Raw genomic sequence first — 23,613 nt, 5'->3', positions numbered from 1 at the left:
AGATTTCATGGCTGGATCCGTCAACAAGGTCATCCTCATCGGCCATCTCGGGGCCGACCCGGAAATGCGCGCCACGACGGGCGGCGTGCCGATCGCGCGCCTGAGAATCGCCACGACCGAGACGTGGAACGACCGCACCAGCGGGCAGAAGCAGGAGAAGACCGAGTGGCACACGGTCATCGCCTTCGACAAGCTCGCGGGCATCTGCGAGCGTTACCTGTCCAAGGGCCGCCTCGTCTACATCGAGGGCGCGCTCCAGACGCGCACGTGGGACGACAAGGAAACGGGCCAGAAGCGCTACGCCACCGAGATCAAGGCCCGTGACATGAAGATGCTCGGCGGCAGGCCCGACGGCGCGGGCGCCGGAGCGGGAGCGGGCGGCGGCGGCGACGCCGGACGCTCCCGAGGGCGGCGACGCGGACGACGACGTCCCGTTCTAGGGAGACCCCCCCCCCCCCCCCCCCCCCCCCCCCCCCCCCCCCCCCCCCCCCCCCCCCCCCCCCCCCCCCCCCCCCCCCCCCCGCCCCCCCCCCCCCCCCCCCCCCCCCCCCCCCCCCCCCCCCCCCCCCCCGCCCCCCCCGCCCCCCCCCCCCCCCCCCCCCGCCCCCCCCCCCCCCCCCCCCCCTTCCCCGCGCCTTTTTTGCCCCCCGCCCCCCCCCCGCCCCCCCCCCGCCCCCCCCGCGGTTTCCCCCGCTTGTGCGCCCCCGCGGCCCCCGGCCCCCCCGCCGCGGGCGGCCGCCCCGGGCGCCCCCCCCCCCGCCCCCCCCCCCCCCCCCCCCCCCCCCCCCCCCCCCCCCCCCCCCCCGGCCCCCCCGGCCCCGGCGCCCCCGCGGCGGGCGCGGGGGCCGCCCCCCCCGCGGCCCCCCCCCGCCGCGCCGCCGCGCGGCGCCCCGGCCCGCATCCCCGGCCCCCCGCCCACGGGGGCTTTTTTGGGGGGGCCCGGCTCCCCCCCGCCGGCCCCGGGCCCGCCCCGGCGGCCCCCCGGGCGCCCGCCCTCTTCACGGTCTAAGAGAATCTTCCGAAGTCCTCGTCTCTTCTCTTCTCTCTTGGCCTGGCCATCAGCTCGGCGAAAGCTGCGGCTTCTTCCGCGAGTTTCGCCCACGCCTCTTCCGTGAACCGCGGGCGCGGTGCGCCCGCGACGCGCCGCCGGATGGCGGCGAAGCGCTCGTCGCGCGCGGGATCTGGGCCGAGAGCGGCCACGCGGGCCACCGCCTCCTCGTACGCCTCGAACGTCTTCGAGAGGATCACGGCGTCGCAGCCGGCCGCGGCAGCGCGTTCGGCGCGCTCGGGCAGCGTTCCCTCCAGCGCGCTCATCTCGAGGTCGTCCGAGTAGACGACGCCGTCGAACCGGACGGGGCCGCGCAGGATGGAGTGGATCTTCGGCGAGCACGACGCCGGCACGAGCGCGCCGTTTTCGAACCCGGGGTACGCCGCGTGGCCCACCATGACGCCGTCCGCGCCGCGGGCGAGCTTCGTGAACGGCGCGATGTCCGTGACCATGAGGTCGACGTCGTGCGCGTCCACGACGGGCAGCTTCGCGTGCGAGTCGACCGCGCCGCGCCCGAGTCCCGGGAAGTGCTTGACGCACGTCGCGAGACCCGCGCGTGCGAGGCCGTGCAGGAAGACCATCCCGCCGATCACGACGTCCTCGGCGTGGAAGCCGAAGCAGCGGCCCTCGAGGACGACGGCGCCCGCGCCGGGCTGCCCGAGGTCGAGACAGGGCGCGAAGTCCACGTCGAAACCGAGCATCCGCGCGGCACGGCCCATGAGGTACGCGTTCTCGTGGATGCGGTCCGTCCCCGCCTCCGAGCAGGCGGCGGCAGAGGCGAACGGCACGCCGACGAGCGGGCCGAGGCGGTCGACGGTGCCGCCCTCCTGGTCGACGAAGAGGAGAGGCGGGGCGCCGGCCGCGCCCGCGGCCGGCGCGACCCCCCTCAACGCCTCCAGCAGCTCGACCGTTTGCGAAGGTGATTGAAGATTTCTTTTGAATAGGAGGAAGCCGAGGGGTGGGTGCGCCGCGAAAAACGCGCGCTCGTCCGCCTCCAGCGCGGGGCCACGCAGCCCGAACACGAAGCGCTCAGCCCCAGCCATCGCCCTCTTCACCTTCTAAGAAAATCTCTTCTTCTCTCTTTCTGTCTTTCTTCTTCAATCTTCCCCCCTCAGCCGGTGCTGAAGAGAGGCCAGGAGCTGCAAGGCGGCCAGCGGCGTCATCGCGTCGATCTCGGCCTTGCCGATCGTGTCGAGCACGATTTCCCCCTGCCCGCGGAAGAGGTCGAGCTGCGCGTTCTTCTGCGGCGGCGCGCCCGCGTGCTCGGCCAGCACGGGCCGCCCGCCGACGTCGAGCTGGTGGCGCTCGAGGTTGCCGAGGATCTCGCGCGCCCGGACGAGGACGGGCTCCGGAATTCCCGCCAGCCGCGCGACCTGCACCCCGTACGAGCGGTCGGCCGTGCCGTCGCTCACTTTCCTGAGGAAGACGACCTCGCCGTTCCACTCCTTCGCCGTCATCGTGCGGTTCACGACGTCCGGCTTCACGAGCGCCATCTCGGTCAGCTCGTGGTAGTGCGTCGCGAAGAGGACGCGCCGCGCGCCGGTGTCGTGGAGGTGCTCGGCGATCGCCCACGCGAGCGACAGGCCGTCGAACGTCGACGTGCCGCGTCCGATCTCGTCGAGGATCACGAGGCTCCTCTCCGTCGCGTGCCGCAGGATGTGCGCCGTCTCGGCCATCTCGACGAGGAAGGTCGACTCGCCGCGGACGAGCGAGTCCGACGCGCCCACGCGCGTGAAGATGCGGTCGCAGAGCCCGACGCGCGCGGACGCGGCCGGCACGAACGAGCCGGCGTGCGCGAGGAGGACGAGGATCGCGTTCTGCCTCAGGTACGTCGACTTGCCGCCCATGTTCGGGCCCGTCAGGACGACGACGTGCGCCCCCTCGCCGCCCAGGCTCGCGTCGTTCGGGACGAACGGCTCGCGCGGGCGGAGCGCCTCGACGACCGGGTGGCGGCCGCCCTCCACGTCGAGAATCGGCTCCTCGACGAGGCGCGGCCGCGTCCAGGCGGCGGCACGGGCGACGCGCGCGAACGAGACGAGCGCGTCGAGGAGCCCGAGGCGCGCGGAGGCCGCGAGGATGCGGCCCGACTCCACGACGACCTCGGCGACGAGATTCTGGAAGAGCTCGAGCTCGCGCGCGGCGAGGCGGGCGTCGGCCGACCGCAGCTTCTCGTCGACCTCCACGAGCGCGGGCGTCGCGTAGCGCTCGACGTTCGCGAGCGTCTGGCGCTTGAGCGCGTCTTCGGGAATCTTCGCGCGGGCGGCGCCCGGCACCTCGAACACGTGGCCGAAGACCTGGTTGAACTTCACGCGCAGCGTCGGGATCCCCCGCGCGGCCTTCTCGCCGGCCTCGAGCGCGGCGAGAACAGTCGCCGACTCGCGCCGCAGCGTGCGGATCTCGTCCACCTGCGCGTCCACGCCGTCGCGGAAGAGTCCGCCCTCCTTCGCCGAAAGCGGCGGCTCGGCGACGAGGCGCGCGGAAACGGACTCGCCCAGCCCGAAGGGAACGCCGTCGGGCGAGGCGTCGCCGCCCGGCGCGAGGAGCGTGCAGGAAACGCCGTCCAGCGTCCCGGAGAGGCGGGCCGCCCGGACGAGCCCGGCGGCGAGCGAGGCGAGGTCGCGGGGCGTGCCGGCGCCCACCGCGAGGCGCGAGACGAGGCGCGGGAGGTCGGGGATCTCGCGAAAGCCCTTCGCGAGCGCCTCGAGCCGGGCCGCGTCGGCCGTGAGCTCCTCGACGGCGTCCAGGCGGCCCTCGATCTCGGGGATCTTCCCGAGCGGGCGCTCGAGCAGACGGCGCAGCGTCCGCGCCCCGAACGCCGTGCCCGTCCGGTCGAGGAGCGACACGAGCGTGCCGTCCGCGCTTCCGTCCCGGGCCGAGCGGAAGAGCTCGAGGTGACCCGCGGTCACCGAGTCGACGACGAGCCCGTCGCCCTCGGCCTCGCGCCTCAGCGATCGCACGTGGTCGCAGTCGGCGCGCTGGGTCGTGCGCGCGTACGAGAGAAGCGCCGCCGCGGCGTCCACCGACGGGCCGCCTTCGCCGAGCCCGAACGGCTCGAGAGTCGCGGTCCTGAAATGGCGCTTCAACAGCTCGCACGCGCTCGCGCCGCGCGGCGATTCCGACGCGAGCGTCGAGAGCGCGGGCGGATCCGCCCAGCCGGAGCGCAGGGCCCCGAGGAGCGCCTCGGCCCGCTCGCGGTCCGACGGGAAGACCACGAGCTCGCGCGGCGCGCGCCTCAGGAGCCACTCGGAGACCGCGCTCGCGTCTCGCAGCGGAAGGACGGAGAAATCGCCCGTGGAGAGGTCGAGCGAGGACACGGCCGCGCCAGCTCCGTCCCAGGCGACGGCCGCCATCTCGTTCGCGCGCCGCGCGTCGAGGCGCTCGGGGTCGACGATCGTCCCCGGCGTGACGACGCGGACGATCTTCCGGGCGACGAGGGCTCGGCCCTTGGCCGCCGCCTCGGTCTGCTCGGAGATCGCGACCTTCTTCCCCGCCGTCACGAGGCGGGCGAGGTACGTCTCGAGAGCGTGCTGCGGGATCCCGCACATCGGGGCCTCGATGTCCGAGTCCTTGTGGCGGGCCGTGAGCACCAGACCGAGCAGCGGAGCCGCGATCTCGGCGTCCTCGAAGAACATCTCGTAGAAGTCCCCGAGGCGGTAGAGGAGGATCGCGTCTCCTGCTTCCCGCTTCAGTGCCCAGTACTGCTCGAGCATGGGCGTCGCGCGCATCGGAGGTCGGGGATGCTAGCATCGACGCAACCCCCGTTGATGCGCGTCCTCTCGCTCGATTCGGCTTCTCCCGGACCCGCGCTGGCGGTCGCGGACGAGGCCGGCCGCGGCCCGGTGACCGCGCTGCCCGCCGCGGCCGCCGAGGCGATCCCGAACGCCGTCGCCGCCGCGCTCGCCGGGGCCGGCCTCGCCGTCGCCGACCTCGACCGCGTCGCCGTCCTCTCGGGCCCCGGGTCCTTCACGGGCCTGCGCGCCGGGATGGCCTTCGCGCGCGGCCTCGCGCGCGCCCGGGGGATCCCGCTCGTCCTCGTCCCGACGTTCCGCGCCGCATCGTCGGCCCTTCCCGAGCCCGCCGACGTCCTCTTCGTCCTCGACGCCGGCCGGGGCGAGGTCCACGCGGCCCGCCGCGGCGCCGGCCGCCTTGCGGAAGAGCCGGCCCCGCGCCCTCGCGAAGAGGTCCTCGCCGCAGCGGCCGCCGCGGGCGTCCCGGTCGTGGACCTCGCGCTCGCCGGCCTGCCGCTCGCCTCGGCGGCCGCGCGTGTCGCGGCCGCCGCCGGGCCGGAATTCTCCGGCGGAATCGTCTACGGCCGCCGCAGCGCGGCCGAAGAAAAGCTCGGGGTGCCGTGAGCGCGCTGGCCGAATCCATCACGACGCGCGACGCCCACGCGGTCGACCTGGACGCGATCGCCGCGCTCGAACGCGCGGCCTTCCCGGTGCCCTGGAAACGCGAGTACTTCGAGGTCGAGATCGGCGCCGCGCACCGCTTCAACAGGGTCGCGATCGGCCCGCGAGGCGACCTCGCAGGCTACGTCTTCTGCGCCTTCGCCGCGGGCGAGCTCCACGTCAACAAGATCGCGACCAGCGAGAGGCACAGGCGCAGCGGCATCGCGTCGTACCTGATGGACGAGGTTCTCGGATTCGCCGAGGCCGCCCGCGTCGAGGAGATCTACCTCGAGGTCCGCGTCTCGAACCGCGCGGCGCGGGCTTTCTACGCCCGCCTCGGTTTCCGGGAGGCCGGACGGAGGAGCCGCTATTACCTGGACGGGGAAGACGCCCTCGTTCTGGTCCGGGACATGAGGAAAACGGCTTCTTGACGGCGCGCATCATGAAAATACAGACTCGCGACTCCGGGTTCACCCGGGATTCCGATTTGAGGAGGTGGCGATGCAGTCCTTGACCGAGGAAATCAAGCACGAACTGGCCAGCCACAACGACGAGTTCAAGAACCTTCTGAAGAACCACCACGACCACGAACGCCGGCTGGCCGAGCTCGCGTCCAAGACCTTCCTCTCCACGGACGAGGAGATCGAGGAAAAGCGGCTGAAAAAGGAAAAGCTCCACCTGAAGGACCGCATGGAAGAGATCGCGCGCGAACATCGGGCGCGGGTCTCCGCGCACTAGGCTTTCCCTTGGCCGACTCCCCTTCGATCGCCCCGCGCCGCGGGGTTCGCCGGGGGGTTTACGTGCTGCCCGCGCTTTTCACCGCGGGCAACATCTTCTGCGGCTTTCTCTCGCTCGACGCTTCCGCGAGGGGTGCGTTCGAGACCGCGGCGATCCTCATCTTCGTCGCGGGATTCTTCGACGGGATCGACGGGCGCGTCGCCCGGCTGACCGGAACGACTTCCGCGTTCGGCGAGCAGCTGGATTCCCTCTGTGACGTCGTCTCCTTCGGCGTCGCGCCCGCCTTTCTCGTCTACAACTGGGGGCTCTCCTCCTTCGGCCGCGCGGGCCTCCTCGTCTCGTTCCTCTTCGCGGTCTGCGGGGCCTCGCGCCTCGCCCGCTTCAACGTCCAGATCCACGTCGTGGACAAGCGGTGGTTCGTCGGGCTTCCGATCCCGTCCGCGGCGGGCGCGCTCTGCGGCCTCATCTGGGCTGTTCCGTCCTCCCACCTCACGGACCCGCTCCGCGCCGTCTTCATGGGCGTCACGGCGGCGCTCGCGTTCCTCATGGTTTCGACGTTCCGCTACCGGTCATTCAAGGATCTCGACATCAAGTCGCGCCGCGGCCGGCTCTACTTCCTGCTTTTCGCGGCGGCCCTCGCCCTCATCTGGTGGCTGCGCCAGTACGCTCTGGCGGGCCTTCTCGCGACGTACGCCGCGTCGGCGCCCATCGCGCGGCTCGCCGGACTGTTCCGGCGCCGCCCGGCCGACAGCGCCGCGTGATGAAGGCCGCGGGAATCTCCGTCGGCCTCGTCGAGCCGACGACGCTCCTCGGCCGCGACGTGAAGGCCGTGCTCAAGGAGCGCAACTTCCCCGCCGCGAAGATCCACCTCTTCCACCAGACCCCGCAGCCGGGCGGGCTCCTGACCGCGGACGATGACGAGGTGGCCTTCGTCGCGCCTCTCACTCCGGATGCGCTCGAGACCTGCAGGATCGCGTTCCTGTGCGGGTCGGCCGCCGACACGCAACGCTTCCTCGCCACCCGCACGGACTCCTGCCTCGCGATCGACCTCTCCGGCGTCCGGCACGAAGGCACGCTCGCGGTGCCGTCTGAAGACGGCGCTCCGCGCACCCTCCCGGCGGGAAACGTCCTCGCCGCGCCGCACCCCGTGGCCTTCGTCCTCGCGGAGGCGATCGCCGTGGTCGACGCCCTCGCACCGGTCGCCGAGGCCACCGCCGCGATCGACCGGCCCGCGAGCGAGCTCGGCAAGGCCGCGCTCGACGAGCTGTTCGAGCAGGCCGTGGCGCTCGCGGCGTTCCGTCCGGTCCCGAAAGTCGCCTTCGGAACCCAGGCCGCGTTCAACGCATTCGTCCCCGCCGATACGGATCTCTTCGAGAGCCGTGTCGCGGCGGACGTCGCCGCGCTCCTCGGCCGGCCGTTCCCGCTCGGAGTCCTTTCGGCCCGCGCGGGCGTGTTTCACGGCCATCTCCTGCGGCTCGAGCTCCGTCTGGGCGCCGACGCCCCGGCGCCCGCCGCGCTCCTCGCCGCGTTCGCAGCCCGCAAGGACGCCTTCGAAGTCGTCGATCCCGAGAACCTCTCGGGCTCCGTCGAGTCGGCGGCGCGCGACGAAACCCTCGTCCTGCGCGTGGATTCTTCCGGCCGACGCGTGTGCCTCACCCTGGCCTCGGACCACCTGCGGCGCGGCGGCGCGATCCTCGCCGTGCGGCTGGCCGAGCAGGCGCTGAAGGAGCGCGCTCTGGCCTAACGCCGGCGCGCGGGTTTCGACGGCGCCATCTTCGGCGGCGCCACGTTCACCGGCGCCTCGACCTCGGCGCCGTCGAGGACCTTGCCGTCCGGAAGGGTGAGGTGCCAGCTCGCGAAGACCCGCGGGTGCGCGCCGACGACGCGGATCGGACCCGAGACGTCCACCTCGCCCGGCGCGAAGATGTTCTCGAAGAGCCGGCAGACGACGGCGCGGCTGGACGTCGTCGGCTTGAAGCCCTCGGCCTCGGACGTGAGCTGCTCGTACCGGTCGAAGTCGCCCGGGCGCACGGATGCGACGGTGCCGCCCTCGACGCGCAGCTGCACCCAGCTGTTGTAGTGCGAGAGGTCCGTCGGCGTCGGCCCCAGGTTCGTGGACGTCACCGTGACCTCGGCCCAGCCGTGCCCGGACCCCATGTGCGCAACCTCCACCGCGAGGCGCGGCTCGAGCGGCTTGCCGGTGAGGAGCGCCCGCACCGCCGCGTAGCCCACGAGCGAGCCGTCCTTCGGGACGCCGCCCACGAGGAACACGCGCCCGAGATACCGCGGCGCCGCCCAGCGGCCCGCGGCGGCGAGCGAGCGCAGCCCCTCGGCCATCGTCGGGATCTGGAATCGGGCCCAGCCGCCGGCCGCCGTGAGCGACGAACGCGCGCCCGGCCGCGGCTTGAACGTGTAGACGGTCCCCGGATCGGCGGAGAACACCTGCTGACCGAACTCGAAGTCGAGCCCGCGATCCTCCGACAGCTCGTCGATCTTTCCGTCGGCGAGGATCGGGCCGGTGAAGCTCGCCCCGTCTCCGGCGCGGCCGTAGCTGCCGAACGCGACGAGGAGACGGAACGGAATCGGGAAGATCTTCGCGTTGTCCTCGGGCATCTCGCTCACGATCCGCCCGCCGAGCTCTGGCCGGCGCCCGAATGCGAAGACGAGCGCCTCGTCGGCGGCGCCCGTGAGCGGCTTCCAGGCCGTCGGCTCGCCGGCAGCCGGAAGCGTCACCGACACCGCGGCCCCCCCGATCGACTTCTTCAGCGCGGCGAGTGCGGCCGCGAGGTCCTTTGCCTGCTCGGGGGTCGGCCAGATGTGCACGTGCACGCCCGCCACGCGGCCCCAGCTCCTGGAATCGGCGAGCACGCGTGCGACGGCCCGCGCCCACTCGGCCCCGGCCTCGGCGCCGCGACCCGTGAGCGCGGAAGCGGCATCCTCCGAGCCCATCAGGACGAGCACGATCGGCCGCTTCAGCGGGGTGGGCGGCGGCGGCGCCGGAGTCGCGCGGCCGTCGCGTCCGAGCGTCGCGGCCACGACGTAGACGCGCGAGATCCCCATCCCCGAGAGCTCGGCGTCCGCCTCGTCCGGAACGTACGCCGGAGCCTCCGAGAGAAACAGGGCGTCGGTGCGGGCCGCTCCGGGGGGCTGGGGCGGCGCGTCGGCCGGCTCCACACTCTTCCGGCACGCTCCGGAGAAGAGCAGAGAGAACGCAAGCGCAACGGCGAGACGCGCGGCAGGCGGTACGCCCGTCCGAAACGCGACGCGAGCGCCGCGGCGTCGGGAACCGCTCTTCACGCCGGTGATGATAGCGCGGGCAGCGTGAAGCCGATCACGAGTCCCCCGCCGGGCCCGGCCTCGGCGAAGACTTCCCCGCCGTGCCGCTCTGCGGTTCTGCGCACGGCGGCCAGACCCATGCCGGAGCCGCGCGCCTTCGTGGAAAACGCGGGTTCGAAGAGCCGCTCCGCGGCGCCCTCCGGCGCGCCCGGCCCGTCGTCCGCGCAGGCGAAGCGCACGCCCGCGGCGCCCCCGGAAAGCGCGGCGTTCGAGGCCGAGAGAACGATCGCGCCGCCGCGCTCGGCGAGGGCCTCGGCCGCGTTGACGAGGAAGTTCGTGAGCGCGTCGCGCAGGAGCAGCCTGTCCGCGGCGAGCGGCCGCAGCCCGGCCGGCACGTCGACCGCCACGGTCAGGCGCTCGTGGGCCCGGAAGTCGGCCGCGACCTCCTCCAGGAGCGCGCGAACCGCCACGGCGTCCAGGGTCCGGCGATCCAGCGCCGCGGGATCTCCGAACCGGCCGAGCCTCCCGATGCGTTCGGTGAGGATCGCGACCTGCCTCAGGATGTTCGCGGAGATCTCCGCAAACGCTCCCGGCGGCGGGGGGTCGCGACGCTCCTCGAGCCTTCCCAGTCTCTCCGCCGCGAGGCGGATCGGCGTGAGCGGGTTCTTGATGTCGTGCGCGATCGCCCGCGCGGCGTCCACCCACGCGGCAAGGCGGTCGGCGCGCGTGAACTCGGTGAGGTCCTCGAGGAGCAGGATCGTCCGCCCCTCCTCGAGGTCCTCCGGCAGCGTGACGATCGCGATGCGGAAAAGGCGCTCGCCTGCCGCACCCGGCACCGCGACGCGCGTCTCGTAGGGCGACGGGCGCGACACCGCCGCGTCGAGCGCCGCGCGGAGCGGCGCCCACTCGGGCCCCGCGAGCCGTTCCGCGAGACCCCCGCCCGGCAGGATCTGATCCGCCGCCTCGTTCGAGAGCAGGACCGCCCCGTCCCTGCGCCGGTAGAGGAGGACGGCCGCGGTGAGGTTCTCGAGCAGTCCCACGGCCGACGCCCGCTCCCGTGCGAGCGACTGCGTGCGCTCCTCGACACGCGCCGACATCTGCCCGAACGCTTCGACGAGGCGCGCGAGGTCGGCGTTCTCCGGACGACGGATCGGCGGAAGCGCACGGCCCTCGCCGACCTTCCCCGTCGCTTCGAGGAGGTCCTCGAGCGGCTGCCCGAGCGCGAGCGCCGCACGGCCTCCGAGACCGAGCGCGAGGAGCGCGACGGCAACCGACAGGAGGACGAGGGAGTCGGCCGCGGAGCGGAGCGCCTCGTCCTCCCCGACGACGACCGCGAGGACGTCGCGCCCGTCGCGCGATAGGGCCTCGGCGGCCTCGAAGACGCGCGGCGCGCCGGGGGTGTTCGTCCGGCGCGCGGCCACGGAGGCCGGGCGTCCCTCGGCGAGACCCTGCGCGACCGCCGCGGACAGCCGCTCGCGAGCGATCGCCGCCGAGACGGGGAGCGCGCGCGAAGCCGCGACGAGCGTCCCGTCGCGGTAACGCAGGAGGTCCGTGCCGATGACGGCCGCCGCGCGGTTCAGCTCTCCCTCGGGCGACGTCGCGAGCCCTTCTTCCCCGCTCTGAAGGACGCGGCGCCCCTCCGTCACGAGGTCGCGCGCGCGCCGGCCCGTCTCGCGCGTCGCGTGGTTCGCGAGAGAGACGCGCACGAGAACGACGCTCGCCGCCAGCGGGAGCACGCCGAACAGCACGACGAGCGCGACGAGGCGCGCGCGGAACGTGCCGAAGAAGCGCGGCCCCCGTGCCCGGTCCTGCCGAGCAGGGCGAAACGCGAAGAGGAGCGGGACGAGGATCGCAAGTGCGGCTTCGCCGGCGGCGACCGCCGCGCCCGCAGAGGTCAGGGCCGGGTCCACCGGCGCGCCGAAACCCTCGAAGCCGTCCGGGACCGAGGAGACGTGAATCCTGCGAAGCCCGTCGCTCGTCGACGCCGTGCCGACGGCCCTCCCGGCGCGGCGGACCGCCGCGAGGAAAGCGGACGGAAGCTCGACGTTCTCGCCGCGCAGGCCGGACGGCCGTCCCGAGGCGTCCCATTCGAGACGCTCGGCGGCGACACGGTCGGGAACCTCGCGTGACGCGACCCAGGAGAGCAGCGGATCGCGGTCCGCCTCGCGCGGCCAGGAAACGTGCAGGAACGTCGCCGGGAAGCCCGACGGGATCGAGACCGGCCTCACGGCGTCCGGCGCGCGGCTCCCGGGCCGCATGACGCCGAACGAGGACGTCGTCGACTCGAACGGGCTGCGGATCGTCAGCATGTCGCCGAGCTCCGGGAAGGCCTCGTCGGCGCCGCGCACCCACAAGGCGCGCGCGAGGTCGTCGTTGTGCGTCCGCTCTCCCGCGGGCAGCCAGGGCTCGAGCTCCGGCGCGCCCACGCGCGCCTCCCAGCGCGCAACCGCCGCGGCGCGCGCGGCGCGCGCGTCGCCCGACACCGCGCGCTCGGCCCGCACGAGCGCGCCGTCCACGTAGCGCCGCGTGCCGTCCGCGAGCCCCGCCCCGAGGAGGAGCGTCGCGGCCGCGACCGCGAAGACGGCGGTCGAGACCCGCGCGAGAAGGTCGTCGTCCTCGGACGGAACCGCGCGGTGCGCAAGCGCCGCACCGGCAAGGACTGCGGCCAGGAGGCCGAAGGGCGCCGCCGCCGGTCCGCCCGCCGCCCAGAAGGCGGCCGCGCCGGCGGCCGCCGCGAGCACGGCGGCCACGCCGGACGGCCGGCGCCTCAGGAGCGCGGACAGGAGAGCACCGGCCCCGAGGAGCCCGGCTGCCGCAAGCGCGAGCAGGCCCGTCTGCTCCGCGAACACCCCCGCCGAGGACGGCACGACGCTCATCCCTTCGAAGAGTCCGGGGCGTGTCGCGCCCGCCCATCGGCCGAGAAGCCACGGCGCACAGGCGAAAGGCACGGCCAGGAGCGCGCTCCGGACTTTGTGCCCCGGAACGGCGGCCCTGCGCGCGAACGCGCCCGCCGCCGCGGCGGCGAGGACGCCCGTGAGAAGGACGTCCGCGGGCGTCGCAAGGAGTCCGAGGAACGCCTCCCCGGAGGGCAAGGGCGCGAAGAGACCCGCTCCGCCCCGCGGCATGCCGAGAAGGAGCGCGAAGCGGGCCGCCGCGAGGCCCGCCACGGGATGGCTCGCGGCAAAACCGACCAGCGCGGCGCAGGCAGCGAGCGCAAGGGCCGCCGGCAAGGCGCGCCGGCGCGCGACGTCGTTCTCCGCGGCGCCCGGAGTCGGCGGCTCGACGAAGAACGTGACGACGCGGTCCCGGCTCTCGGAGGCGCGCAGCCTCAGGCGCAACGGTGTGGGCCCTCCCGGAAGGCCGAGGTACTCGATGACGTCGGGCCGGAGGATCCCCGTCGGGTAGCGCCGCGTCACGACGAGCGTGCCGCGCGCGCCGCCCTCGCCGCGGTGCGACACCCAGCCGACGTAGACGCGCGTCACGTGATAGGAAACGACGAGCCCCGCCGTCGCGGCGCCACGTTCGGCCTCGAGCCCCGCGGCCTCGCCCGCCCACGCGGCCGGACGCCCGGACGCATCGAAGAAGACGGCGCCCCACCCGCGTTCGCGGGGCAGCGAGTCGCCGAGGAGCGTGAAGAGGCGCGAGGGCCGCACGAGGGCCCCGCCGCCGTCCACGATGGACGAGAACTCCGGCGACGCCTGGACGCGATCGGCCGTGCGGCGCAGGTCCGCGGCGTCCCGCTCGAACTGACGGCCGGCCTCGGCCCGGAACCCGTCCGCGCGCGCGGCGATCGCGGCCCCGTCCACGGGCGCGAGACGCAGGGCGAGCGTCGCGGCGAGGGCGAGGCCCGCGGCGGCGCCCGCCCCGAGCGCGAGCCGGGCCCGCGTCCGGCCGCTCACCGGCGCATCGGGACCGGGATGCCGTTCGCCTCCGCGCACGCCACCGCTTCGGAGTAGCCCGCGTCCGCGTGCCGGATCACGCCCATGCCCGGATCCGTCGTGAGCACGCGCTCGAGCCGCGCGGCGGCCGCGTCCGTGCCGTCCGCCACGACGACCATGCCCGCGTGCAGCGAATAGCCGATCCCGACGCCGCCGCCGTGGTGGATCGAGACCCATGTCGCGCCGGCGGCCGTGTTGAGCATCGCGTTCAGGAGCGGCCAGTCCGCGATGGCGTCGCTCCCGTCCTTCATGCCCTCCGTCTCCCGGTTCGGCGAGGCGACCGAGCCGCAGTCGAGGTGGTCGCGGCCGATCACGATCGGCGCCTTCACGCGTCCGCTCCTGACGAGCTCGTTGAAGGCGAGGCCCGCCTTCGCGCGCTCGCCGTAGCCGAGCCAGCAGATGCGCGCCGGCAGGCCCTGAAACGCGACACGCTCGCGCGCGAGCGTGATCCAGCGGCGGAGCGCGGCGTTCTCCGGGAAGAGCTCGAGAACGGTGCGGTCCGTCTCGGCGATGTCGGCGGGATCGCCGGAGAGCGCGGCCCACCGGAAAGGCCCTTTGCCCTCGCAGAAGAGAGGCCGGATGTAGAGCGGGACGAACCCGACGATGTCGTAGGCGTTCCCGACGCCGGCCTCGACCGCTCCCGCGCGCAGGTTGTTGCCGTAATCGAACGTCACGGCGCCGCGGCGCTTGAGCTCCAGCATGGCCGTCACGTGCGCGCCCATCGACGCGATCGACCGGCGGCGGTAGGCCTCGGGGTCCGCCGTCCGGAGGCGCAGCGCCTCGTCGTACGGCAGGCCGTGCGGGACGTATCCGTTCAGCTCGTCGTGCGCCGAAGTCTGGTCCGTGAGGACGTCCGGGACGATCCCGCGGGCCAGAAGCCGCTCGAGGAGATCCACCGCGTTGGCGCGGACGCCGATCGACACCGCCTCCTTCGCGTCCTTCGCGGCGAGCGCGCGGTCGATCGCCGCGTCCAGCCCGTCGATCCGGAGGTCGAGATAACGCGTGGCGAGGCGCTTGTCGATGCGCGCCGCGTCGACCTCGGCCACGAGCGCCGTTCCCCCGCACATCGTGACGGCCAGCGGCTGGGCGCCGCCCATGCCGCCGAGGCCCGCCGTGACGGCGAGGCGCCCGGCGAGCGAACCGTCCGGCGACCCGAGATCGCGTCGCGCAGCCTCCGCAAAGGTCTCGTACGTGCCCTGAAGAATTCCCTGCGTTCCGATGTAGATCCACGAGCCCGCGGTCATCTGCCCGTACATGGTCAGTCCGAGGGCCTCGAGCCGACGGAATTCGTCCCAGGTGCCCCATTTCGGCACCAGGTTGGAGTTCGCGATGAGAACCCTCGGGGCGTCGGGGTGGGTCCGGAAGACGCCGACGGGCTTTCCCGACTGGACGAGAAGGGTCTCGTCGTCACCGAGGCGCCGGAGCTCCCGGAGGATCGCCTCGAGACACTCGGGGTTCCGGGCGGCCTTTCCCGAGCCGCCGTAGACGACGAGATCCTCGCGGCGCTCGGCGACCTCGGGGTCCAGGTTGTTGAGCAGCATGCGGTAAGGGGCTTCCGTGAGCCACGACCGGCAGGCCAGGACGGTCCCCTTCGGCAGCGCGGGGGGGGCATACGGCGGGGCGGACGCGGGAGCGGACATCGCGGGGAATGTTAGCCCCCGGCGACCCGGATGACGCATCGCACAAGATTCTCCTTGACAGAAATTACGCAGCGCGTTATCTTGACCTCCATGAGCGACGTGAGACGCATCGTCCGCTACCGGAACCGCAAGCTCTACGAGGCGAGGGAGCGCCGGTTCGTCACGCTGGAGGACCTCGCCCGCGCCGTCTCGACCGGCGCCCGGATCGAGGTCATCGCCGCCGACACGGGCGAGGACATCACCGCCCGCGTCCTCTCGCGCGCCCTCGCGTCGGGCAAGGGCCCGATCACGGCGTCGGCGGACACGCTCGCGCGGATTCTCCGGGCCGGCAGCGAAGCGGCCGAGACCGTAGCCGGGGCCGTCGAGCGCGTCGGGGCCACCTCCGTCGCCGAGAGTCTCCGCAACGCCTCCCGCCCGGAGAAGCTCGGCCAGACGCTCGCGCCCCTCACCCGAAAGATCGAAGACGCCCGCCAGGACATCGAGAAGATCGTCGGCGGCCTCGTCGAGAAGGGCCGCGTGACGTGGGAGGAAGGCACCCGCTTGCGCGACGACGTCGGCCTCGTGTTCCGCGAGAGCCTCGCGGACCTCACCGGCAGCGTCCGCGACCTCGGCGGCCGCCTCGGCGGTCAGCCCGAAATCGCCCGCGAAGTCGCCGAAATCAAGACCCGACTCGCCCAGCTCGAGTCGCTCGCCAAGAAGTCGTTTCCCGCAAACCCGCGCGAGCGCGCTGCCGCCAGAACCGGCCGCGCCTCCGCTCCAACAGCCCGCAAAAGGAGAGCCCGATGAGAACCACCAACCGCAAGACCGCCCCGAAACTGCCCTTTGAGGTCCCCGCCCCGGTCCAGCAGGCGCTCAAGAACGCCGGCACGGAGCTCGACCGCCTCGGAGCCAAGGCGAAGACCGCTGCCGTCAAGGCCGAGAAGTCGGTCCGCGTCGCCGCCCGCGACTTCGCGAAAAAGAGCGAGACGATCCGGAAGGACCCGCGCGCCTTCGCCATGGACGTCGTCGAGTCCGGCAAGGACCTCGGCGAGAAGCTCACGAAGGACGTGAAGACCCGCGTCCAGAAGGCCGGCAAGCAGGCCGCCCGCCGTGCCGAGGACGTCACGAAGATGGTCGGCGACAAGGTCGGCTCGGCCGTCGAGATGGGCCTCCACCGCCTGAACGTCCCCACGCGCCACGAGCTCCGCTCGCTGTCCGCCAAGGTCGACACGCTCGGCAGGAAGATCGACACGCTCAAGTCGCGCAAGCCGGCCGCGAAGGCCCGCCGCGCTCGCTGAGCGCTCAAGCCGGGATCGGATACACTCGGGGCGCCTTTCCGAAGGCGCCCCTTTTCGTTTAAGAGCGCATGAACGCCCGCCGCGCCAAGACCGGGACGCCGCCCGCCGCCAGCACGGGCGAGCGGTTCCGTTCCTTCCCGCCGCCGCTGACGAAGAAGCTCGGCCTCGTGTGCGCGGGCGGCGGCGTCACCGGCGCGATCTACGAGATCGGCGCGCTCGCCGCCCTCGAGGACCGGCTCGAGAACGCCTCGATCACGGACTTCGACGTCTTCGTCGGGGTCTCGGCCGGGGCTTACATCTCGGCGCTCCTCGCCAACGGCGTGACCCCGTCGCTCCTCTTCCGTAACGCGACGCGCTCGGCGGGCTCGCGGACCGACATCGACGACCTCTCGCTCTTCCGCGTGAACCTCGGCGAGATCGGCACGCGGCTCGCGAAGGCCCCGTTCACGATCCTCGACTCCGCGTGGGACTTCTACAAGAACCGCCACGAGACGACGCTCACCGATCTCGTCGTGTCCCTCGGCCAGCTGCTCCCGTCCGGCCTCTTCCAGAACGAAGGGCTCGAGGCGTGGATGCTCGACTGGCTCACGAAGGAAGGGCGCACGAACGACTTCCGGAAGCTCAGGAAAGACCTCCGGATCGTCGCGGTCGACCTCGATTCCGGCGAGACGACGGCGTTCGGCTGCCCGAGCCACGACGACGTTCCCATCTCGACGGCCGTCGCGGCATCCTGCGCGATCCCCGGGCTTTACCGGCCCGTGAGGATCAAGGGCATCGACTACATCGACGGCGGCGTGCGCAAGACCGCCCACATCTCGCTCGCGCTCCGCGAGCGCTGCGGGCTCACGATCTGCGTGAACCCGCTCGTCCCCATCCGCTTCCATCCGGCCGACACGAACGGGCACGGGGCCGGGTCGCTCCGGCGGCGCGGCCTCCCCACGATCCTCGACCAGGTTTTCCGCGTCACGCTCCACTCGCGGCTCAAGTACGGGCTGAGCCGCTACCGGCGCGAGGACCCCGAGGCCGACGTCATCGTGTTCGAGCCCAGGGCCGAGGACCTTCCGCGCTACATGCGCAACATCATGCGCACGTCGGGCCGCATCCGGATCGCCGAGTTCGCCTACCGCTCCACGATGGCGACTCTGGACGCGGACTTCAAGCGGCTGCAGAAGGTCTTCGCAAAACACGGACTCATCCTGAGGCCCGCCTGCGCCCGGGATCGCACACGCGTGAAGAACCACGCCGAACGCGCGAGCGACACGATCCCGACGCGCCTCGCCGCCTCACTCGCGGTCCTGGAAGCCGACCTCGAGCGCATGACGGCCCGCGGCCGCTGACGCGGCCCCCAAGCCTCACTCCCCCGTGAAGATGTTCCCGCGGCGCGAGAGGCGCGAGTCGATCATCGTCTGAAGAGTCGTGCGGACGTGGTCCGCGAACTCGTTGACGATCATCGGCCGGTCCGCCACCTCGGGCCCGTGGTTGAACGGGATCGGCTTGCCCACGTCGATCCACCACTTCGTCGGCAGCGGCAGGACGCCGAGCGGACCGAACGCCGGGAAGAACGGCGTGATCGGGAAGTACGGGAGGCCGAGGGGCTTGCCGATGATGTCCATCCGGAAGAGGTTCGGGTAAATCTCCTCGGCGCCCACGACCGTCACGGGAATGATCGGCGCCCCCGTCCGGAGCGCGAGGCGCACGAACCCGCCGCGTCCGAAGCGCGCGAGGCGGTAGCGGTCGCGGAAGAGCTTGCCGACGCCCTTGACGCCCTCGGGAAAGACGCCCACGAGCTCGCCGCGGTTCAGGAGGCGCTCGCCGTTCTCCGGGCAGGCGCGGACCTCGCCCTGGTGGCGGAGCCACGGCTGCAGGAACGGCAGCGTCGTGAACATGTCGAGAATGAGCATCCGCGCGTCGCGGTGGGCCGGGTGGTCGCGCATGATCCCGCGCTTGACCATCGCGCCGTCCCACGGGAGGACGCCCGAGTGGTTGACGACGAGGAGCGCGGGGCCCGTAGACGGGATGTTCTCGACTCCCGCGAGCGTCACGCGCCACCACACGGTGTAGAGGAAGTCGTAGAGCTCCTGCCAGGGCTTCGACGCGGCCTCGTCGTAGCCGAAGTCGTCGAGCGAGAGCGTGCGGTTCCGGTGGCGGAAGAGGTTCCAGATGTCCGCGGCGGCGCGCGGCCCCTTCCACTCCGGGTGCCCGTCGAGGAAGCGGGCGGCCTCGCCGAGGAGCGCCTGCAGGAGGTCGTCCTGCTGCTTCGGGAGGAGCGAGGGCGCGAAGCTTCCGGACGGCGGCGGCGCCTCGGAGGCGGGGACGAACGGCTTGACGGGCACGGTGCGGCGCGCGCTCACGAGGCGGCCTCCTGGCGGATGCGCTGGGAGGCGCGCTTCGGGTGGACGCGGCGCTCGTACGCGAAGTCCGCGGCCTTCGCCGCCTTCTCGAGCGCGTCGAAATCCACGAGGCGGCCGTTGCCGAAGCGCGCGCGCGCGGTCTCGAGGGCGCAGTCCAGCGTCGTCTTCCTCGGGGCGAACCCGAGGACGCGGCGCGCCTTGTCGTTCGACACGACGCAGAGGTAGCGGAGGTAGTGCGCATGGACGCCCGGCAGGATGCCGACGCCCGCGAGCCACGCGGCCTCGTAGAGCGCGTAGGCCAGGGGGTGCGGCACCGGGACGCCGAGCGACCCGAAGAAGAGGCGGACGGTCGAGATCGGCAGGATGCCTTCCGGCGCCACGTTGAACACGCCTTGCACCTCGGGGCGGTCGAGCGCATGGAGAATCGCGTCCACGGCGTCGTCGGGGTGCAGCGCCTGCACGAGAGGGTCGTAGCCCATGAGCGTCCACGCGAAGGGCGACGCGAACAGCTTGGCGCGGTAGTCGCGGACCTCCGGCGACAGGAGCGGCACGAAGCGCAGGATCTGGACGCCCGTCTCCGGGTGCCGGCGCGCGTGCTCGCGCGCGTGCTTCTCGGCCTCGACGAAGTCCTGAACGAACCGGTCCTGCGGGTCGGGGCGGAGCGGGTGCTCCTCCGTGAGGAAGTTCGGGTTGTCGCCGCGCGCCCCGTAGACGAGCGACATGGAACCGAGGATCACGCGCGGGACCTTCGCCTCTCCCGCCGCCGCGAAGACGTGAAGGGCCCCGATCGAGTTCAGCTCGTGCGCGTACGTCGACTGGTGCGAGGGGCTCCGGAGCTGCGCGAGATGCACGATGACGTCGGGCTTCTCCTCGAGGAGGAGTTTGTAGAGCGTCCCGTCCGCGAACGGGAGGTTCAGGTCGAGAAAGCGGTGCCGGAGGTCGCCCGGCATCTCCGCCGGCGGGACGAGGTCGAACACGACGACCTCGTGCTCCCCGCGCAGCAGAAGCGAACGGACCAGACGCGACCCGAAGAAGCCGGCGCCGCCCGTCACGGCGATCTTCGACCGCCGCGCCGGCGGCGGGCCCGCCTTCGGGAAGCTGACGACGCGTCCGCCGGTGACGTTCTTGCGCGCCATGACCTACTTCTTCCGCGCGGTCTTCTTCGCGGGCCTGGCCTTGAGGGCCTCGAGCTCCTTCTCGAGCTCCGCAACGCGGTTCTCGAGCCTGTGGAGGTCCTTCTTCGTGACGACGTTCATCGCGCGGAGGCCCTCGACCACCTTCTTGTCGACCTCCTCCTTCGCCGCGACGCCCTTCTTGAGCACCTCGAGGAAGGCCGGGTTCGCCATCAGGTTGTTCGAGACCTCTGTCAGAAAGCTTTCGCCCCGTGCCCGGATCTGGTCGAAGAGTGAGTCGCCCATTGCGTCTGCCTTTCGCGGAGCGCCGCTCGGACGGCGCCACCTGCTAGAGTGCCCGATTATGTCCCTTTTCCGCCCGTAGGGAGCAGGCTTCCTGAGCGCGACGGATCTGCTCCCCCGCCTCGCGACCCGGACCGTTCTCGTCGTTTCGGGCAAGGGCGGCGTCGGGAAGACGACGGTCGCCTCCGCCCTTGCCGTCCTCGGCGCCCGGTCCGGCCGCTCGGTTCTCCTCGTGTCCACGGACGGGCGGGGCGACGCCGCCGGACTTTTCGGCCTTGACGAGCGCGGCTACGCCGAAGCGAAGGTCGAACGCAACCTCCGGACGCTCACGACCGACTTCGACGCACTCCTGACCGACTTCGTCCGCGCCGTGTCGCCCGTGCGCCTTCTCGGCGACCGCCTGCTCGCCGTGCCGGCGTTCCGATTCTTCACGCGCGCGACGCCGGGCCTTCCGGACCTCCTCCTGCTCGGGAAGATCCGCGAGGTTCTCAAGCGCACGCGCGGCACGGAGAAGGAGCCGCGCTACGACCTCATCGTCCTCGACGCGCCGGCCACAGGCCACGCGCTCTCGCTCCTCGCCCTGCCCCGCACGATCCTGAAGACGGTCCCCGCGGGCCCGCTCCGCAAGCTCGCGCTCGACGTCGACGCGCTCTTCTCCGATCCGGCGAAGACGGCTCTCGTCGCGGTCGCCGAGCCCGCCGAGCTCGCCGCGAAGGAGACGGAAGAGCTCGTCGCCGGGGCGCGCGACGCCGCAGGCGTCGCGACGGCGCTCGTCGTGGTGAACAGAGTCGGCCGGGGAGGAAGAGAAGAGATTTTGCTTAAGAGGGAGAAGGACATTCCCCTCGTCGAGATACCCGAGATCGAGGAGGAAGGGTTTTTCTCCTCCTTCCTCACCACCTTCGAAGAAAATCTTCAATCGCCCGCGCCTTCGCGAGCCGGTCCCTCAAAGCGCGCGGGCCGCGCCCCCGCTCGGGACCCTCTAAGCAAATCTCCTTCTCTCTCCTTCTTCCTCCCCGGCTCTCCGCATCTCGACCTCCGCCCGTGGCTGGACGAAGAGAAGCTGATCGTCCTGACGGGTCCCGGCGGGGTCGGGAAGACGACGCTTTCCGCCGCCGTCGGCCTCGCCGCGGCGCGGCGCGGGCGGCGCGCGCTCGTCCTCACCGTCGACCCGGCGCGGCGCCTCGCGCAGGCTCTCGGCCTCGACGCCGCCGACGGCCGCGGCGGCGAGCCCGTCGCCGTGCGCGTCCCGGGCCTCCCGCGCGGCGGGAAGCTCTTCGCCCTCCAGATCGACCCGAAGGCGACGTTCGAGCGGCTGCTCGCGCGCGTCGCGAGCCCGGACGCGCTCCGGCGAATCCACGCGAACCGCCTTTACTCCGGCCTCGTCGACTCGCTGCCCGGCGTCCTCGAGTACATGGGCGTCGAGGCTCTGCACGAGCACGCGGCCGACCCGGACGTGGACCTCGTCGTCCTCGACACGCCGCCGGCCTCGCGCGGCCTCGACTTCCTGGCGGCCCCCGGCCGCATGGTCGAGCTGCTCGAGAACGACGCGCTGCGCTTCTTTCTCCGCTCCGACAGCCTTCTCGGCAAGGCGCTGTCGGGAGCTTCGCGCGGCGGCGCGGCCTTGCTGCGCGCGGCCGACAAGGTGCTCGGGTTCGGCTTTCTCGCGGATCTCGCGGACTTCTTTCGCGCGTTCGACGGCCTCTACGACGGCTTCCGCGCGCGCAGCGCCGACGCGGCCCGTCTGCTCGCGGAGGGCCGGATCCTCGTCGCTTCGTCCGCCGACGCCTCGGCGCTGCGGACGGCGGCCGAGCTCGCCGCGAAGCTGGCCGCGCGCGCAGCGGAGCCCGGCCTCGTCCTGAACCGAATCGCGGAGAGCCGGCGCCGCTCTCTCGCGCTTCCGGAATCGCTCGCCGCGCTGCCCACCCTCGCGCTCTACGAGAGCGCCGTCCCCGCCGACGAGCTTCCGTCGGCTCTCGCGGACGCTCTCGCGCCCTGACGCTCAGCCGAGCGTCGAGAGGATCGGCCCGAGGTCGCCGGTCAGCACGGCGCGGGCGCCCTCGACCGCCGGGGCGGCCGCGCGGTCCTTGTCCCAGAACGGCACGCGCGCGCGCAGGCGCCGGTGCAGGTCCTCGAGCGGCGCCGATGAGGCGAGCGGGCGCCGGAGGTCCAGCGCCTGCCCCGCGGCGAGGAGCTCGATCGCGAGGACGGTCTCGAGGAGGTCCACGTTGCGCGCGAATTTGCGCGCGGCGATCGGGCCCATCGACACGTGGTCTTCCTTGCCGGCCGACGTCGGGATCGAATCGACCGACGCCGGGAACGAGTTCGCCTTCGCCTCGGAGACGAGGGCCGCGGCGGTCACGTGGATCATCATGAGGCCCGAGTTCAAGCCGCCGTCCCTCACGAGGAACGCCGGAAGGTCGCCCGAAAGCGACGGGTTGACCAGCCGCTCGACACGCCGCTCGGAGATCGACGCGAGGTCGGCCGCCGCGGCCGCGAGGAGGTCGCAGACGAGTGCGACGGGCGCCGCGTGGAAGTTCCCTCCCGACACGAGCTCGCCCTCTTCGGCGAAGACCATCGGGTTGTCCGTCGCGGCGTTCATCTCGATCTCGATGACGCGGCGGGCATGGGCCGCCGCGTCGCGCCCGGCACCGTGCACCTGCGGCATGCAGCGCAGCGTGTAGGCGTCCTGCACGACGCCGCAGTCGCGGTGGCTCTCCCGGAGCGGCGAGTTCGCGAGGAGCTTTCGGAGGTTCGCGGCGGACGCGACCTGGCCGGGATGCGGCCGCGCCGCGTGGATGCGCGCGTCGAACGCCTTGTCCGTCCCCTTTCAGGACGTCGAGCGTGAGCGCTCCGACGAGGTCGATCGCCTTGAGGAGGTCGAGCAGGCGCGCGAGAGCGAGCGCGCCGATCGCCGTCGTGAGCTGCGTCCCGTTGATGAGAGCGAGGCCTTCCTTAGCTTCGAGGACCGCCGGCGCGAGGTTCGCCTCCCGCAGCGCGTCGGCGGACGGCATCCGGCGGCCGTGGAACTCGGCCTCGCCTTCCCCGACGAAGGCGAGGGCGAGGTGCGCGAGCGGCGCGAGATCGCCGGACGCGCCGACGGACCCCTGCTCGGGCACGACCGGGTGGACGCCCGCCTCGAGGCACGCGAGGACGAGCTCGAGCGTCTTGCGCCGGATCCCCGAGTAGCCCTTCGCGAGGCAGTTCGCGCGCAGGAGCATGAGGGCGCGGACGGCCGGGGCCGCGAGGGCGGGGCCAGTGCCCGCCGCGTGGCTCCGCACGAGGTTGAGCTGCAGCTCTCCGAGCTTCGCGTGCGGGATGACGACGTCGGCGAACTTGCCGAAGCCCGTCGTGACGCCGTAGACGACCCGGTCCTCCGCCACGGCCTCGTCGATGACGGCGCGGGCGGCGTCCACGCGCGCCGCAGCGCGCGGCGCGAGCGCCGCCGCGGCTTCGCCGCGGGAAACGAGAGAGAGTTCTTCGAGTGAAAGAGAATCCCCGTCCAGTTCAATGCGTCGAATCACGATGCCGCATTCTCGCACCGG

Annotated in this window: 17 protein-coding genes and 2 pseudogenes; 10 read left to right on the top strand and 9 right to left on the bottom strand. The window is 72.9% G+C overall.

Annotated features, from left to right (window positions below; all coding sequences use genetic code 11):
* Positions 1–7: 7 nt before the first annotated feature.
* Positions 8–388: pseudogene (gene ssb / locus IPL89_16505) on the top strand (single-stranded DNA-binding protein).
* Between the two features lie 617 nt (positions 389–1,005).
* On the opposite strand, the gene IPL89_16500 reads toward ssb, so the two are convergent.
* Together IPL89_16500 and mutS are read right to left on the bottom strand one after the other, a co-directional pair.
* Positions 1,006–2,091 carry a glycoside hydrolase family 3 protein gene (locus tag IPL89_16500; GenBank protein MBK9064767.1) on the bottom strand — a complete coding sequence of 362 codons (1,086 nt, stop codon included), beginning with the start codon at positions 2,089–2,091 and terminating at the stop codon, positions 1,006–1,008.
* Between the two features lie 54 nt (positions 2,092–2,145).
* A complete protein-coding gene (gene mutS, locus IPL89_16495; GenBank protein ID MBK9064766.1) occupies positions 2,146–4,773 on the bottom strand; it encodes a DNA mismatch repair protein MutS in 2,628 nt (875 codons plus the stop codon).
* Between the two features lie 12 nt (positions 4,774–4,785).
* Between mutS and tsaB the strand changes: the two genes are divergently transcribed.
* The 5 genes from tsaB (at position 4,786) to IPL89_16470 (ending at position 7,918) form a co-directional block, all read left to right on the top strand.
* A complete protein-coding gene (tsaB, locus tag IPL89_16490; protein MBK9064765.1) occupies positions 4,786–5,400 on the top strand; it encodes a tRNA (adenosine(37)-N6)-threonylcarbamoyltransferase complex dimerization subunit type 1 TsaB in 615 nt (204 codons plus the stop codon).
* Positions 5,397–5,867, top strand: coding sequence for a ribosomal protein S18-alanine N-acetyltransferase (gene rimI / locus IPL89_16485; GenBank protein MBK9064764.1), 471 nt, complete (start codon positions 5,397–5,399; stop codon positions 5,865–5,867). Before tsaB ends, rimI begins: the two co-directional genes overlap by 4 nt.
* 70 nt (positions 5,868–5,937) lie before the next feature.
* Positions 5,938–6,174, top strand: coding sequence for a YdcH family protein (locus IPL89_16480; protein MBK9064763.1), 237 nt, complete (start codon positions 5,938–5,940; stop codon positions 6,172–6,174).
* An 8-nt stretch (positions 6,175–6,182) separates the two neighbouring features.
* Positions 6,183–6,935, top strand: coding sequence for a CDP-diacylglycerol--serine O-phosphatidyltransferase (gene pssA / locus IPL89_16475; protein MBK9064762.1), 753 nt, complete (start codon positions 6,183–6,185; stop codon positions 6,933–6,935).
* A complete protein-coding gene (locus tag IPL89_16470) occupies positions 6,935–7,918 on the top strand; it encodes a hypothetical protein (protein MBK9064761.1) in 984 nt (327 codons plus the stop codon). Before pssA ends, IPL89_16470 begins: the two co-directional genes overlap by 1 nt.
* On the opposite strand, the gene IPL89_16465 is transcribed toward IPL89_16470, so the two are convergent.
* From IPL89_16465 to hutU, 3 genes are read right to left on the bottom strand one after another with little or no spacing between them, the layout of a single operon-like run.
* Complete coding sequence (locus IPL89_16465) at positions 7,915–9,471, bottom strand: hypothetical protein (GenBank protein ID MBK9064760.1); 1,557 nt, start codon at positions 9,469–9,471, stop codon at positions 7,915–7,917. The two genes, IPL89_16470 and IPL89_16465, sit on opposite strands and share 4 nt — an antisense overlap.
* On the bottom strand, positions 9,468–13,349 hold the full coding sequence (locus tag IPL89_16460) for a hypothetical protein (protein MBK9064759.1): 3,882 nt from the start codon (positions 13,347–13,349) through the stop codon (positions 9,468–9,470). Before IPL89_16460 ends, IPL89_16465 begins: the two co-directional genes overlap by 4 nt.
* Positions 13,346–15,028, bottom strand: coding sequence for a urocanate hydratase (hutU, locus tag IPL89_16455; GenBank protein ID MBK9064758.1), 1,683 nt, complete (start codon positions 15,026–15,028; stop codon positions 13,346–13,348). The genes IPL89_16460 and hutU overlap by 4 nt, the downstream gene beginning before the upstream one ends.
* 90 nt (positions 15,029–15,118) lie before the next feature.
* Between hutU and IPL89_16450 the strand changes: the two genes are divergently transcribed.
* The 3 genes from IPL89_16450 to IPL89_16440 all read left to right on the top strand — a co-directional run bounded on the left by IPL89_16450 (position 15,119) and on the right by IPL89_16440 (position 17,642).
* Positions 15,119–15,814 (top strand): hypothetical protein, encoded by a 696-nt coding sequence (locus IPL89_16450; protein ID MBK9064757.1) that lies wholly within the window; start codon positions 15,119–15,121, stop codon positions 15,812–15,814.
* Positions 15,811–16,305 carry a phasin family protein gene (locus IPL89_16445; GenBank protein ID MBK9064756.1) on the top strand — a complete coding sequence of 165 codons (495 nt, stop codon included), beginning with the start codon at positions 15,811–15,813 and terminating at the stop codon, positions 16,303–16,305. Before IPL89_16450 ends, IPL89_16445 begins: the two co-directional genes overlap by 4 nt.
* 68 nt (positions 16,306–16,373) lie before the next feature.
* A complete protein-coding gene (locus IPL89_16440; protein ID MBK9064755.1) occupies positions 16,374–17,642 on the top strand; it encodes a patatin-like phospholipase family protein in 1,269 nt (422 codons plus the stop codon).
* A gap of 15 nt (positions 17,643–17,657) precedes the next feature.
* On the opposite strand, the gene IPL89_16435 is transcribed toward IPL89_16440, so the two are convergent.
* Genes IPL89_16435 through IPL89_16425 form a run of 3 tightly spaced genes read right to left on the bottom strand, consistent with a single transcriptional unit; the run spans position 17,658 to position 20,074 of the window.
* A complete protein-coding gene (locus IPL89_16435) occupies positions 17,658–18,656 on the bottom strand; it encodes an acyltransferase family protein (GenBank protein MBK9064754.1) in 999 nt (332 codons plus the stop codon).
* Positions 18,653–19,792 carry an NAD-dependent epimerase/dehydratase family protein gene (locus IPL89_16430; GenBank protein ID MBK9064753.1) on the bottom strand — a complete coding sequence of 380 codons (1,140 nt, stop codon included), beginning with the start codon at positions 19,790–19,792 and terminating at the stop codon, positions 18,653–18,655. The genes IPL89_16435 and IPL89_16430 overlap by 4 nt, the downstream gene beginning before the upstream one ends.
* 3 nt (positions 19,793–19,795) lie before the next feature.
* Positions 19,796–20,074, bottom strand: coding sequence for a hypothetical protein (locus IPL89_16425; GenBank protein MBK9064752.1), 279 nt, complete (start codon positions 20,072–20,074; stop codon positions 19,796–19,798).
* 229 nt (positions 20,075–20,303) lie between these two features.
* Here IPL89_16425 and IPL89_16420 point away from each other — a divergent pair, with 229 nt between their 5' ends.
* Positions 20,304–22,067, top strand: a complete 1,764-nt coding sequence (locus IPL89_16420) for an ATP-binding protein (protein MBK9064751.1) — start codon at positions 20,304–20,306, stop codon at positions 22,065–22,067.
* Between the two features lie 3 nt (positions 22,068–22,070).
* Here the strand turns inward: IPL89_16420 and hutH are convergent.
* Positions 22,071–23,589 (bottom strand): annotated as a pseudogene (hutH, locus tag IPL89_16415) (histidine ammonia-lyase).
* Between the last annotated feature and the right edge of the window lie 24 nt (positions 23,590–23,613).

This window comes from Acidobacteriota bacterium, from assembly GCA_016716715.1.
Lineage (GTDB): Bacteria > Acidobacteriota > Thermoanaerobaculia > UBA5066 > UBA5066 > Fen-183.
This window is presented reverse-complemented; position numbering and strand designations above follow the sequence as displayed.